Origin of the sequence: Pseudomonas petrae, assembly GCF_021728295.1 — a bacterium.
In the GTDB taxonomy this organism is placed as follows: domain Bacteria; phylum Pseudomonadota; class Gammaproteobacteria; order Pseudomonadales; family Pseudomonadaceae; genus Aquipseudomonas; species Aquipseudomonas petrae.
Genome location: NZ_JAKJXE010000004.1, coordinates 51,585 through 64,821, shown reverse-complemented (window position 1 = coordinate 64,821; position 13,237 = coordinate 51,585). Strand labels below are relative to the sequence as shown.

Sequence of the window (13,237 nt, the reverse complement as noted above, 5' to 3'; positions counted from 1 at the left end):
CAGCAACAGCCGATCAGGACTTGTACTGACCCGGCGTTGCCGCCAGATGCTTTTTGAACGCCCGTTGAAAGTGCGCCTGATCGGCAAAACCACTCTGCTGCGCGATGTCGGCGATGGGCTCGCCGCTGCGCAATTGCGCCTGGCCGTGCTGAATGCGCCGGTTGACCAGCCAGGCGTGCGGGGTCATGTGGTACTGCTGCTCGAACGCACGAATCAGGTAGGCCTCGGAAAGATTCGCCACCGCGCACAATTCTTCCAGCCGAATCGGTTGCAGATAATGCGCATCGATGTACCGCGCCGCGCGTTCGACCTTGGGATTGGCCTGTCTCGGCGGCAGGCTAGAGCCGCCCAGACGCTGCTCCACCAGGGTGAAAAACGCGACAACGGCTTCATGCCTTGCCAGCGGATCCAGCTGCGAATCCACCAGCCGCCCATGCAGACCCAGCAGGCCGTTGAACAACTGCGGATCACGACTGTGGGTTGCCGAATACCCCCGAAACACGCCCCCGTTGCTCACACCGCAATCGCGCTGTAGCGCGCCCAGCCACTGCGCGTTGACGTACAGCATCAGGTAGGACCAGGGCTGATCGTCGATGGGGTTACAGGCGTGGACCTCGCCGGGGTTCATCACCACAACGGTGCCGGTGGCGATGGTCTGGGTGGTCTTCTCGTGAAGGTACGTGCTTTGTCCGGCGGTGATTGCGCCGATGGAAAACACGTCGTGGGAGTGACGGGAATAACAGACCTTGCGCCCATCCTCGATGGAGCGCGCTTCAATGAACGGCAGCTGCGCGTCCCGCCAGAACACCGGTTTATCAGGCTGTATCACCGGGTTCTGGCAGGTCATTTCAACTCATCCCTTGTTGCGTTTGCAGCTGTGAAAGAGGTCCAGCGCCGGCTGGTATTCCGTGCTGGTAACGCCGAGCAAGCCTAGCACCGAATGAAACATGTAGTCATGGCTCAGGTCCGGCTGGTCTTGCTTGGCGGCCAGACAGCTTCGATCAACGCTGGCGTCTTCCAGGGTCGAGTGGCCGAACCACATCACCATCGGCACGTGGGTCTGCGCCGCCGGCGCGATGGCGTAAGGCGCGGCATGCAGGTAGATGCCGTTTTCGCCGAGGGACTCGCCGTGGTCCGAGACGTAGATCATCGAGGCATCGACCTTGTCCTGATTGCGCTTGAGCAACTCGATGGTCTGCGACAGGAAGTGGTCGGTGTACAGAATGGTGTTGTCGTAGACGTTTTTCAGCTCGTCGGTTGTGCAGCTGCCCAGCTGATTGGTGTGGCAGACGGGCGTGAAGCGCTCCAGGGTCTTGGGGTAGCGATCGTAGTATTCCGGGCCGTGGCTGCCGTCGGAATGGAGGACGATGATGGCGTTGTCCTGTAGCGAATCGATGTAGTCCTGCAAGCCCACCAGCAGCGATTCGTCGAGGCAATTCTGGCCATCGCAGAACGGGCTCGGCTGGTTTTTCGGGATATCACTGTGGGGTACGCGCAGGCAGGTGCCCTTGCAATCGCTGTTGTTGTCCAGCCACACCACCTTCAGCCCGGCGCGCTGGAGCATGTCCAGCAGCCCCTCGTAGGTCTTGCCCTTCTTGTCGCTGTAATCGCTGCGTGGAAACTTCGAAAACATGCACGGCACCGAGACCGCGGTGGAAGTGCCGCACGATGCCACGTGGGTGAAGTTGAGAATGTCCTGCTGCTTCAGCTCCGGATTGGTTTCCCGCCCGTAACCGTTGAGCGAGAAGTGGTCGGCCCGGGCCGTTTCACCGACGACGAAGATCATCAGGCTCTTTTTCGGCCGCTGTTGCGCTTGCGGGCTGAGCGCGGCGTCGGCACCGACGGTCTGGATTTTCAGCGTCTCCTTGATGGCGACGGTCTGCTTGGTCAGTTTGCCGACGGCGTAGAGGTAGTTGGTCGGGTTGATGAAGTGGGTGAGCTTGTCTTCATCGCGAAAGATCGGCGCGTATGTCGAGTAGAAGGGCCCGACCGCAGCGGCGACTACCAGCAGACAGCCGACGCACACCAGCACTTTGTTGACCAGCCCGGGGAGCACGCGGCGATAGGTCACCGGCAGCCGCCAGATCAGCGCGATTGGCAGTACGCCCAGCAGGCCCAGGTAGAGAAACAGCGTGCCGCTCAATAGGGCCTTGGCCTCGCCGGGGTTGGTCTCGAGCACGTTCTGCATCATCGTCGTGTCGATGCTGATGCCGTAGGTGTTCATGAAATACGCGGCGGCGGCCGAGCAGAGTGCGACCAGGCTGAGCACCGGTTTCAGCGTCGGGCGGAAGGAAAAGGGCGTGAGCAGCAGGGTGATCGCGGCCCATAGCAAGAAGGCAAACGAAACATAGAACGCGATGGCTTTGACGCCTTGCAACTGCGCCAGGTCAACCAGCGCGCGCCAGGTCGTCAGGTTGTAAAACAGCACCAGGCACAGGGAAAACACCATCACCAGACGAGTAGACGTGACCGGTTTGACCATCGAATTCATTTCCGTATAAGAGGCCGCGCAATGCTTGGGATGCGGATGCATCAGGCATTTCCATCCTTGGGGCCGAGACGTCAGGTGAGTCAGTCAATGGCTGCCGGGAGGTAGGCGGGACAGACCGCGCGGATTTTTCCAAATCGATTGTGAAGGCTTTGTGAAAGGGCCAAGTCGTCGGTTCCTCCCGCTTCAAACCCGCTTTTGCGTAGGGTGTCGAGTGCTTATGTTTAATGGCCCGCGATGACCTTGTCCACCGTGCCGTCCTGCTTGAGCAGGGCGAATGCAGCGGCGATTCGTTGCACTGTCTCCTCCGGGGTGCTGGCGCTAAGGGCGACGTAGAGACCTTTGGACAGTTCGTCGAGGGTGAAGACGCTTTCCAGGTCCTCGAACGCGATGTGCAGATCGGCGCATTGCTCCCGCGCCTCGCGCTCGGGCATGGGGATCAGCTCGACCTGGCCGCTGATCAGTTTGCGCAGGTTGTCGAGGTTATTGGGCGAGACCACCATCCTGCTGAAACCCTTGCCCTCCAGGTACTGCTGCCGCGAGTCATCGCGCACGACCCCGACGGTGTAACGGCTGGCGTCCTGCAAGGCCTTGACCACCACATCGCGGCGCTCGCGGAGTTTGTAAAACGACGGGGTGACCTGTTCCAGCTCACCGACCCACTTGAACAGTGCCTCGCGTGCGCTGCTGCGAATCATCGGGTAGATCAGCACGTTCGCTTCCAGGCGAGCGATGTCGTAGGCCCGCGCCCATGGGTACAACGCCATGTGGTAATCGGTGATGCCTGCGTTGGCGAGGGTCATCTCGACCACTTCGCTGGCCACCCCGATCACTTTGCCGCCTTCGAGGGCGCTGTATGAGGAGTCTTCGGTCACCACTTGCAGCGTCGTGGCGCCGGCGTTCAGGCACACGAACAGCATCAGGAAAGTGGCCAGAACGCTGCGCTGACGATGATTTTTTCCCATGGCATTCCTCTCGGTTCAGATCACACAGCGGTCCCGGCCCTGGCTTTTCGCCCGGTACAGCGCCCGGTCGGCACTCTGCAGCAGTTGATCGAAGTGCTCCATGTTCGCCGGGTCGAGCTCGGCCACGCCGATGCTCAAGGTCACGAAAGGCGAGACCGGTGAAGCGCTGTGTACCAGTTGTTGCCGGGCCAGCAGGCCGCGCAGGCGATCGGCCGAGGCCAGCGCCTGTTGCTCATCCTGGCCCGGCAGCAGCACGGCGAACTCTTCGCCGCCGAGCCGCGCCACCAGTTCGCCAGAGCGCGAGAACAGCGCGCTCATGGCCAGCGCCACATCGCGCAGGCATTGATCGCCCCGGGCATGGCCGTAGGTGTCGTTGTAAAGCTTGAAGAAATCGATGTCGCACATCAGCACCGACAGCGGCTGGCGATGACGCAAGGCGCGGTTGAATTCCAGCGCCTTGAGTTCGTCGAAATGGCGGCGGTTGGCGAGGCCCGTGAGCGGATCGAAGCGGGTCAGGGCTTCCAGTCGCGTGTTGGCGGCCTTGAGCTGTGCGGTGCGCTGCTCGACCAGTTCGGCGAGCTGGTCGCGGCTGGCGGCCAGGGCGATTTCGTCGCGGGCCTGACGCTCCAGGTGCGCGGCCAGTTTGTCCTGCAGGTCATTGACGCCCGCTTCGAGCAGGTCAAGTTCGTCACCGGCCTTGCCGCGCCGCTCCAGGGTCAGGTGGGTCTTGAGGTTGAGCGGCGTCAGGTGCTCAAGGTGTCGGGCAATGCGCCGCACGTGCAGGGTCACCGAGCGGTTGAACATCCCCATGATCAGCCCGGCGAGCGCCAGGGACTGAATGATCTGGGTGAGCATGATGATCGCGACTTCTTTCCACAGGCGTTTCCACAGCAGGCTTTCGTCGCCTTCGATGGTCAGCTCGCCGACCACTTCGCTCGCGCCGGGGTAGGGCGCGATGGTCAACTGCCGATGCAGCGCCGGGGCGCGGATCGAGCCGGTGTGACCGTTGTGCTGGCGTTCCAGAATTTCAGGGGCGCGACCGGGCCGCAGGATCTTCAGCTGGACCCGGCCCACCGGCGCCGCCGTGGCCACGCTGTCGATCTGGGTCTGCAGCGCCTGATCATCCATTTCCCACACGGCTTTGGACAGCGTGCCCTGAAACACCTGATCGATTAGGGTCAGCTCGGCGTTCATGTTCGCCAGGTTGGTGTTCCAGGCGAACCAGGTGCGCACCAGCACCGTCGCGGCAGTGAACAGCACGCAGAACGCCAGCGTCGCCAGCACCAGACGCCGCGCCAGCGAACCGGTGCGCTGTCCGGTGCGGGTGGTCGGGCGGGTGTCGCCGGGTGGGTCGGAAGGCGTTTCGATCTGCATGCTCATTGCCACTTGCGCGCGATGGCGTCGTAGGTGCCGTTGGCGCGAAGGGTGTCCAGGGCTTTCTGAAACAGCTGCACCGTGGCGTCGGGTGTGCCGACGCTGAACGCCATGTTGATGCCGCCGGCTTCTTCCAGCTCTTTTAAGTGCAGGGACTGCACCAGCGTCCGGGTGGGGTCATCGCCGACCTGCCGGGCGAGGTAGTAAGCGTTGAGCTCGTTGGAAATCCACAGGTCGACGTGGCCGGTCTGCAGTTTCTGGTAATTGAATTCGTAGCGGTTGCTCGATTGCAGCTGGTGGCCGATCACGAACTTGCGCGCCATCAGGTACTGCTCGCCGACGTCTTTGTTGACCGTCGCGGTCTGCCAGTCCCGGGCGTCGTCCAGGCTCAGGAGCGTGACGGGATGGCTGGCAGATGAATACAGAAACCAGCGCGACGCGGCGATGGTGCCGACCCACTTGAACAGCCGCTCGCGCTCGGCGGTGCGGGTGATCGAGTAGATCAGCACGTTGGGGGTGTGCAGCGCCAGGTCATAAGCCCGCGCCCAGGGCATGGACTGAATGGAGGCCTGCACATTGACCTCCTTCAACACCGCCTGAACCACCTCGGTGCTCATACCGGTGAGCACCCCGTCGCGGGTCATGTTGTAGGGCGGGAGTTCTTCGGTGACAACATGGATCTCGACACGAGCCGGGTCAGAATGAATCGATTCAGCTCCAGACGCGCCCGAGCCCACGCACAGCAACAGCGCCACACAGAGTGCGCTGCCCAGTGTGTGAATGAGCGAATGGAGTGTCATCGATAACTACCTCATGGAGTGCAGAAGCGAGAGATTCCGGGCCGTGAACATTCCGGCGCAACCGTAACCGACTGCCTTGCACACCGGGATATCGGCTGAATAACCCGTCACTTGAGACGGCATCCTGCCGGCCATCCTAACAGCTTGAACAGACGAATCCGGTTCGCCGGCCGCCGCGCCCAACCTCTCGCCACCTTCCCGACGTCCTGACGACGCACATCACGGGGCGAGCACCGATCTCCAGTGCCTGAACAGGCCTGTTCCCGGCTAAAGCCGCTCCTGCCAGGGCATCGCATGGATCCAGTGGGATTAACGCTGGTTATGACTGTAGGACCGGCTTTAGCCGGGAAGCTGTTGATCTGCTTTTGATCTTCATACGCAAAAAGCCCAATCACCGCGATACGCGACTTGGGTGCAGGCTGAACGCAGGGCCCACGGAGCGAGACCGGAGTGAAGGAACCCGGACGAAGGGAGGCGCTGATGGCCGTGGGTTATGGGATGTGGCCGACCGCGCGGCAGTGGTTTTAAGCGGCTTATGAGGTAGCGGCAACCTTGGCCGTTTTCACCGGCGGCACGATGGACAGCGCGATCAACGCGGCAATCGCGCACAGCAGGCCGGAAATGAAAAACGCCGGCAGGTACGTGGCGAAATGCGTGCGTGTCCATCCGGCGCCGAAGGCGGCAAACGCAGCACCCAGCTGATGCCCGGCGAACACCCAGCCGAACACGATATTGGCGCGCTCGGTGCCAAATCGCTGGGCGGTCAGCTTCACTGTGGGCGGCACCGTGGCGATCCAGTCCAGCCCGTACAACAGGGCAAACACCGAGAGCCCGAACACGGTGAAATCCAGAAACGGCAGCAGCACCAGCGACACGCCGCGAAAGCCGTAGTACCAGAACAGCAGCCAGCGATTATCGAAGCGGTCCGACAGCCAGCCGGAACCGATGGTGCCGAAGAAATCGAAAATCCCCATCACCGCCAGCATGCCGGCCGCCGTGGTTGCGGCCAGGCCGTAGTCGCCGCACAGGCTGATGAAGTGCGTCTGAATCAGGCCGTTGGTGCTGGCGCCACAGATGAAAAACGTCATGAACAGCACCCAGAACGTCCAGGTTTTCGACACGTCGCGCAGGACCCGCAACGGCGTGATCAGCAGCTGAACGAAGGTCTGGGAACTCGCGGCAACGGGTTGAACCTCCTCGTCGCCGTAGAGCGGCAGTTGCAGATCGGCAGGGCGGTTGCGCATCAACGCCAGCACCGCCACGCCCGCAATCACGATGGCCGTGCAGATGCTCGCCAGTGCCGTGCGCCAGCCGAAATGCTCGGTCAGGTTCGCCAGCATCGGCATGAACACCAGTTGGCCCGTGGCAGAACTGGCCGACAGCAAACCCATCGCCAGGCCGCGATGTTTTGAGAACCAGCGGGTCGCGACGGTGGCGCCAAGCACCATCGCCGTCAGCCCTGTGCCGAAGCCAACCACCACGCCCCACAGGACCACCAACTGCCAGAACTGGGTCATGAACAGCGACAAGACCATGCCGCTGGCGACCAGCGTCAGTGCGGCCAGCACCACCTTGCGCACGCCGAAGTGGTTCATGAACGCGGCGGCAAAAGGACCGACCAGCCCGAACAGGGCAAAACGTATCGCCAGCGCCGAAGAAATCTCGGCCGTGTCCCAGCCGAATTCCGCTTGCAGCGGCCGGATGAACACCCCGGGCGCGCCCACTGCGCCGGCCATGACCAACATGGTCAGGAAGGTGACGGCCAGGATCACCCAGCTGTAGTGAATGCGACGGCGCGACAGAGAAGCCGCCAGAACAGAGGAAACCATGGGAATTCACCAGAAAGCGGAGCAATTGGATGATGGCTGTACTGCAATATGAACGCTCAGCCCTCGGGCCAACGTCAAGCGGATATTTCTGAATGTTGCAGACACCCGGATGCTCAGCCATCAAAGCGGCCTCGGCAGCACGGTTTCACGCCGGGCATTTCACACGGTGAAACAGTGGATTGCTTTTTCTGGTCATTCCCCAGTTCGGCAGGCAGGCCCACTATCCGTTCCACCAGCGCGGCACACCACTGCGGCACCGCCGCCCCACGCTGAGTCGACCCACTTGCCCAGGAGCCAACCCCATGACCGCCATCACGCTCTATCACTTCCCGCTGTCCGGCCACTCTCATCGCGCCGAGCTGATGTTGTCGCTGCTGGGACTTGCGCCGAACATTCAGTTCGTTGACCTGGCCAAGGGAGAGCAGAAGAAGCCGGAATTCCTGGCCATCAACGCCTTCGGCCAAGTGCCGGTGATTGAAGACAACGGCGTCATCGTCGCCGATTCAACGGCGATCCTGGTGTACCTGGCGAAGAAGTACGACACGTCGGGCCGCTGGTTGCCGAATGATCCCGAGGGCGCAGCGCAGGTGCAGCGCTGGTTGTCTGCCGCGTCCGGCGCGATTTATCTGGGCCCGGCGCGGGCGCGTCTGATCACCGTTTTCGGCGCGGGCTTCGATCCGAAAGACACGATTCAGCGTGCCCACGACGCGCTTCGCGTTATTGATCAGCACCTGACTGGCCGCGAATTTCTCGCCACCGATCACCCCACCATCGCCGATGTCGCCGCCTACAGCTACATCGCCCACGCGCCTGAAGGGAATGTTTCGCTGGACGAATACGTCAACGTGCAGGCATGGCTGGCACGCATCGAGAACCTGCCGGGCTTTACGCCAATGCCGCGCACGGCAGCAGGCTTGGTCAAGTAACGCTATGTGATGCCAGGGAGTTCGCGCCATGAACGATATTCGCACTGAAATACCATCGCCATGGCATTCCGGCGAGCGCGCTCTGCAGGCCAAAGTCGGCGTTGCGGAGCGCATGGAAACCTTGGGCAAGCGCGTCATTCGCGACTACATGCCCGATCAGCACCGTGAGTTCTACGAGCACCTGCCGTATCTGATTCTCGGCGCCGTCGACAATGAAGGCTGGCCGTGGGCGACCCTGCTGGACGCCCAGTCGGGGTTTATCCATTCCCCCGATGCCAGGCGTCTGGACATTACCCGACGCCTCGATGCCGACGACCCGTCTGGCGCCGAATTTGCGCCGGGTGCGGCGTTGGGCATGCTTGGCATCGACCTGCACACCCGCCGTCGCAACCGCATCAACGGCCACATCAGCGACGTGTGGGAAAACGGTTTTTCCGTGAGCGTCGAATACTCGTTCGGCAATTGCCCGCAGTACATTCAGCTGCGGGCATTGAAACAGCTGCCGTTGCCGACACTGCCGCAACGGCCTGCTGCGCAACGCTTGACCGCACTGGATGACGCCGCGATCGCCACCATTCGTGGTGCTGACACCTTCTTCGTCGCCAGCTATGTCGACCTGGAGGGCGCGCAGCCCCATCGTTCGGTGGACGTGTCCCATCGTGGCGGTCAGGCCGGTTTCGTGCGGGTGGACGGCGACGTGCTGACCATCCCGGATTTCGCCGGCAACCTCTTTTTCAATACGCTGGGTAATTTCCAGGTCAATCCCAAGGCGGGTCTGCTGTTTGTTGATTTTCAGACCGGCGAGCTGTTGCAGGTGGCGGGCACTGTCACGTTGATTCTCGAAGGGCCGGAAATCGCGGCGTTTCAAGGCGCCGAGCGGCTCTGGCAGGTGCGGGTGGAGCAGGTGGTGCGTCGGCCGGCGGCGTTGCGCTCGCGCTGGGAGTTCCAGGGTTGGTCGCCGAACAGCCTGATGACCGGCGACTGGCAGCAGACTGCCGCGCGCCTGCAAGCCGATGCTCTGCGCGATCAATGGCGGCCCATGCGGGTGACGCGGATCGAGGACTAAAGCGACGGCATTCGTTCGTTCTATTTCGAGCCTGCCGACGGCGCCGGTTTGCCCGCGTTCAAGGCCGGTCAGCATCTGCCGCTGCGGCTGGCGCTCTCCCCATCGCAGCAAGGTCGTACGCCGCCGCTGATTCGCACGTACAGCCTGTCCAGCGCGCCGTCCGACGGATTCTTCCGCATCAGCGTCAAGCGGGACGGACTGGCCTCGGCGTATCTGCACGATCAGGTCAAGGTCGGCGATCTGCTCCAGGCGCGGGCACCCCAGGGCAGTTTCGTGTTGCATCCGCAAGAGCGCCGGCCGCTGGTGCTGCTGGGTGCAGGCATCGGGGTCACGCCCATGCTGTCGATGCTGCGAGAAGTCATTTACGAAGGCAAACGGGTGCGGGGCGGGCGGGCGACGTGGTTCATCCAGAGTGCACGTCGTCTGGCCGACCTGGCGTTTCGCGAAGAAGTGGACACACTCATTGCCAGGGCCGGCGATCAGTTGACAGCGATCCGGGTGCTGAGCCAGCCGGAAACGTCGGCGCGTGTGGGTGAGGATTTTCACCTGACCGGCCGCATCGACCTCGATCTGCTCAAGGCGCTGCTGCCGTTCGACGATTTTGATTTCTATGTGTGCGGGCCGGCGGCCTTTACCCAGGAAATCTACGACGGCCTGCGCGCCCTGCACATTCGCGACGAGCGCATCCATGCCGAGACCTTCGGCCCGTCCAGCCTCAAGCGAAGCGGTGATTCCCGAGCGATTGCTTTTGAGCAGCCGCCTGCCGCGACCGAAGCGGTGCCGGTGGTGTTCGAACGCTCCGCCAAGGAAGCGCGCTGGCAGCCCGCCGGTGGCAGCTTGCTGGAACTGGCCGAAAGCGGCGGGCTGAGCCCGGAGTTCAGCTGTCGCGGCGGATCCTGCGGCACCTGCAAGACCCGGCTCATCAGTGGCCAGGTGCATTACCCGGTCCCGCCCGCTGAAATGCCGGCGCCGGACCACGTGCTGATCTGCTGCGCAGTCCCGGCTTCAGGGCCGTTGGTGCTCGATCTGTAACCATCCATGCGTGTGCGGGAGAGGCGGCGATGAACCCATGGCCAGCGTTCGAGAAAGATGAAACACCGATGCCGTATCAGGCAACCGAGCAGGAGATTTCCTGGCTGTTGCCGCAGTCGCTGGCGTCCCTGGCCGGCGAGCTGGCAGCAAGCCACGAGCATATCGACAAACCTGCGACGCTGCGGCTGTTCATGTGGGTGCGTTCGGTGTCGGGATTTGATCGGCCGCGTTAACGGCAGCGGCGGGGTGAGCAGGACGTTTGTTCCGGCAACAGTTGAAATGAGGCAGCGTCTGGTCGGATGATGTGCGCCGGTTTGCCCACCGTTCGCAGCGGCTCACTGGCGGCTCCTCCCAGCGGGGCGAGTGGCCATGATCCGTGCGGCGCTCGTTGCCCTTCACAAGGACGTTCATCTTGATCACCCGCAGAACCCTCCTCGGCGCGTCGTTGCTGGCTGTGCCCACGTTGTTGAGTCTTTCCTCACTGGCTGCCGAGCGTCGCTCCGGGCCGTCTTCCGACCGGGCCATTGAGCAGCAACTGGCCGACCTCGAGCGTCGTCACGGCGGCCGGCTGGGTGTCGCCATCCTGGACACGGCCAGCCAGCGCCTGATCAGCCATCGCGGCGATGAACGCTTTGCCTTGTGCAGCACCTTCAAATGCCTGGCCGCCGCCTACGTGCTGGCGAGGGTCGATCAAAAACAGGAAGACCTGTCGCGGCGCATCGTCTATTCCGCCGAGCAACTGGTGCCGTATTCACCGACCACCGAGTTGCATGTGGGCGGGCAGGGGCTGAGCGTCGGTTCGCTGTGCGAGGCGGCGATGACGCTCAGCGATAACACCGCGGCCAACCTGCTGCTCGACAGCATGGGCGGTCCCGAAGGGTTGACCACCTGGCTGCGTTCGATCGGTGACACGCAAACGCGCCTCGACCGGCGCGAGCCCGATCTGAATGAAAACCGGCCGGAAGATCTGCGCGACACCACCACGCCCGTCGCCATGCTGCAGACATTGAACACGCTAGTGCTGGGCGACGAACTGAGGTTGCCGTCCCGCGATCAGTTGACGGCGTGGCTGGTGAATAACCGGACCGGCGACAAGAAGCTGCGGGCCGGCGTGCCCGGCAGCTGGCGTGTGGGGGATAAGACCGGTTCGGGTGCCAACAACGCCAGTAACGACGTTGCCGTGATCTGGCCCGGCGACCGGCCACCCATTCTGGTGACGGCTTATTACACCGGCTCGAAAGCCAGCGGTGATCAGATCAACGCGCTGATGGCCGACATCGGACGGCTTGCCGCTACGGTGTAAGGGCGAGTGTCGGGGTGTATCGAGGTGAGCCGAAAAATCTCGATACACAATGCCGCGATGAATCGCCCGTGCGGCACAGAGGGTGGTCTCTGCCGACGCTCAATGACGGCCCTGCGCCGCCCGATACACCGCTCAACTGCCACAAATTCGATTCCCTCAAACCGATATGTGGCGCATTGATATTAAATTCCCTTCCGCTAGACAACCTCAGCCTTAGCCAACAAAACCGGGCACTTCAGTTTTACACGCTGTAGGAAATGGCTGACAGACGTCTCCGTTTTTGCGCGCGGTCTCAAGACTGTCATCAAACAGAAATGTTTCCAGTTTTAAATCTGCCTCGGGTCTTCAACTGTGACCACACACACAAAATTCTCTTGTTGAGGTATTGCCGTGATTCTGCTGACTAAAAAACGCCTGTCGCTTCTGATGGCTTCGATGTGCCTGTCGGGTATGGCACACGCCGTTGATGTGACTGGCGCTGGTTCGAGTTTCGTATTCCCGGTTATCTCCCAGTGGTCGCAGGACTACAGCAAAACTGCTGACAATCGCGTCAACTACCAGTCGATCGGTTCGGGCGGCGGTATTGCTCAGATCAAGGCGGCAACCGTTGATTTCGGCGCGTCCGACGCCCCGATGTCTGCTGAAGATCTCAAAGCCGGCGGCCTGGGTCAGTTCCCAAGCGTGATCGGCGGTATCGTCCCGGTCGTCAACCTGGAAGGTGTCAAAGCCAACGACGTGAAATTGAGCGGCCAGGTCCTCGCCGACATCTTCCAGGGCAAAATCACCAAGTGGAACGACCCTGTCATCACAAAACTGAACGATGGCGTGAAACTGCCTGATACCAACATTACTGTCGTCCACCGTTCGGACGGCTCGGGCACCTCCTTCAACTTCACCAGCTACCTGACCAAAGTCAGCGACGCATGGAAATCGGGTCCAGGCACCGGCTCAGCTGTTCAATGGCCAGTGGGCGTGGGCGGCAAGGGTAACGAAGGTGTGGCTGCTTACGTAAAACAGATCAAGGGCTCGATCGGTTACGTTGAATACTCCTACGCCACCAAGAGCGATATCGCTTTCACCCAACTGCAGAACTCTGCTGGCGAATTCATCAAGCCTGACGCCAAAGCCTTCGCCGCAGCGGCTGACACTGCTGACTGGGCCAACGCCAAAGACTTCAACCTGATCATGACCAACGCGCCGGGCAAGACGGCATGGCCGATCACCGCGACCACCTGGATCATCATGTACAAGCAACCGAAGAACGCCGAGAAAAGCGCTGCTGCTTTCGACTTCTTCAAATGGTCCCTGGAAAAAGGGCAGAGCGCAGCTGAAAAACTGGAATACGTACCTCTGCCTGCATCGCTGGTCAGCAAGATCGAAGACTACTGGAAAACCGAGTTCACCAAGTAACTCGACGTAATCCGGCTAACCCCTGTCACCGAGCGCTCGGTGGC

The 13,237-nt window shown here is 61.9% G+C and carries 10 protein-coding genes and 1 pseudogene; 5 read left to right on the top strand and 6 right to left on the bottom strand.

Annotated elements, in window-relative coordinates; genetic code table 11:
- Positions 1 to 13 precede the first annotated feature (13 nt).
- The 6 genes from L4G42_RS08030 to L4G42_RS08005 form a co-directional block, all read right to left on the bottom strand.
- Positions 14 to 847 (bottom strand): AraC family transcriptional regulator, encoded by an 834-nt coding sequence (locus L4G42_RS08030; protein WP_237259946.1) that lies wholly within the window; start codon positions 845 to 847, stop codon positions 14 to 16.
- A 6-nt stretch (positions 848 to 853) separates the two neighbouring features.
- Entirely contained in the window at positions 854 to 2,482 is a 1,629-nt protein-coding gene (locus L4G42_RS08025; RefSeq protein ID WP_237260741.1) for a phosphoethanolamine transferase, read from the bottom strand.
- A 230-nt stretch (positions 2,483 to 2,712) separates the two neighbouring features.
- Complete coding sequence (locus tag L4G42_RS08020; protein WP_237254276.1) at positions 2,713 to 3,453, bottom strand: substrate-binding periplasmic protein; 741 nt, start codon at positions 3,451 to 3,453, stop codon at positions 2,713 to 2,715.
- Positions 3,454 to 3,468: 15 nt separating this feature from the next.
- The gene (locus tag L4G42_RS08015) at positions 3,469 to 4,827 is read right to left on the bottom strand and encodes a GGDEF domain-containing protein (protein ID WP_237254277.1); all 1,359 of its coding nucleotides are present in this window, start codon (positions 4,825 to 4,827) and stop codon (positions 3,469 to 3,471) included.
- A gap of 2 nt (positions 4,828 to 4,829) precedes the next feature.
- Positions 4,830 to 5,627 (bottom strand): substrate-binding periplasmic protein, encoded by a 798-nt coding sequence (locus L4G42_RS08010; protein WP_237254278.1) that lies wholly within the window; start codon positions 5,625 to 5,627, stop codon positions 4,830 to 4,832.
- A gap of 533 nt (positions 5,628 to 6,160) precedes the next feature.
- Positions 6,161 to 7,456, bottom strand: coding sequence for an MFS transporter (locus tag L4G42_RS08005; protein ID WP_237259948.1), 1,296 nt, complete (start codon positions 7,454 to 7,456; stop codon positions 6,161 to 6,163).
- Positions 7,457 to 7,758: 302 nt separating this feature from the next.
- Between L4G42_RS08005 and L4G42_RS08000 the strand changes: the two genes are divergently transcribed.
- From L4G42_RS08000 to pstS, 5 genes and pseudogenes are all read left to right on the top strand, one after another.
- On the top strand, positions 7,759 to 8,382 hold the full coding sequence (locus L4G42_RS08000) for a glutathione S-transferase family protein (protein ID WP_237254280.1): 624 nt from the start codon (positions 7,759 to 7,761) through the stop codon (positions 8,380 to 8,382).
- 28 nt (positions 8,383 to 8,410) lie between these two features.
- Positions 8,411 to 10,480: pseudogene (locus L4G42_RS07995) on the top strand (2Fe-2S iron-sulfur cluster-binding protein).
- A gap of 29 nt (positions 10,481 to 10,509) precedes the next feature.
- Positions 10,510 to 10,713, top strand: a complete 204-nt coding sequence (locus tag L4G42_RS07990; protein WP_237254282.1) for a hypothetical protein — start codon at positions 10,510 to 10,512, stop codon at positions 10,711 to 10,713.
- A 179-nt stretch (positions 10,714 to 10,892) separates the two neighbouring features.
- Positions 10,893 to 11,783 (top strand): class A beta-lactamase, encoded by an 891-nt coding sequence (bla, locus tag L4G42_RS07985; RefSeq protein ID WP_237254283.1) that lies wholly within the window; start codon positions 10,893 to 10,895, stop codon positions 11,781 to 11,783.
- Positions 11,784 to 12,173: 390 nt separating this feature from the next.
- The gene (gene pstS, locus L4G42_RS07980) at positions 12,174 to 13,193 is read left to right on the top strand and encodes a phosphate ABC transporter substrate-binding protein PstS (protein WP_237254284.1); all 1,020 of its coding nucleotides are present in this window, start codon (positions 12,174 to 12,176) and stop codon (positions 13,191 to 13,193) included.
- The last annotated feature ends 44 nt before the right edge of the window (positions 13,194 to 13,237 follow it).

Coding starts and splice junctions, on each gene's coding strand:
- L4G42_RS08030 (WP_237259946.1), bottom strand. CDS start 847: ATGACCTGCCAGAACCCGGTGATACAGCCTGATAAACCGGTGTTCTGG.
- L4G42_RS08025 (WP_237260741.1), bottom strand. CDS start 2,482: ATGGTCAAACCGGTCACGTCTACTCGTCTGGTGATGGTGTTTTCCCTG.
- L4G42_RS08020 (WP_237254276.1), bottom strand. CDS start 3,453: ATGGGAAAAAATCATCGTCAGCGCAGCGTTCTGGCCACTTTCCTGATG.
- L4G42_RS08015 (WP_237254277.1), bottom strand. CDS start 4,827: ATGCAGATCGAAACGCCTTCCGACCCACCCGGCGACACCCGCCCGACC.
- L4G42_RS08010 (WP_237254278.1), bottom strand. CDS start 5,627: ATGACACTCCATTCGCTCATTCACACACTGGGCAGCGCACTCTGTGTG.
- L4G42_RS08005 (WP_237259948.1), bottom strand. CDS start 7,456: ATGGTTTCCTCTGTTCTGGCGGCTTCTCTGTCGCGCCGTCGCATTCAC.
- L4G42_RS08000 (WP_237254280.1), top strand. CDS start 7,759: ATGACCGCCATCACGCTCTATCACTTCCCGCTGTCCGGCCACTCTCAT.
- L4G42_RS07990 (WP_237254282.1), top strand. CDS start 10,510: ATGAACCCATGGCCAGCGTTCGAGAAAGATGAAACACCGATGCCGTAT.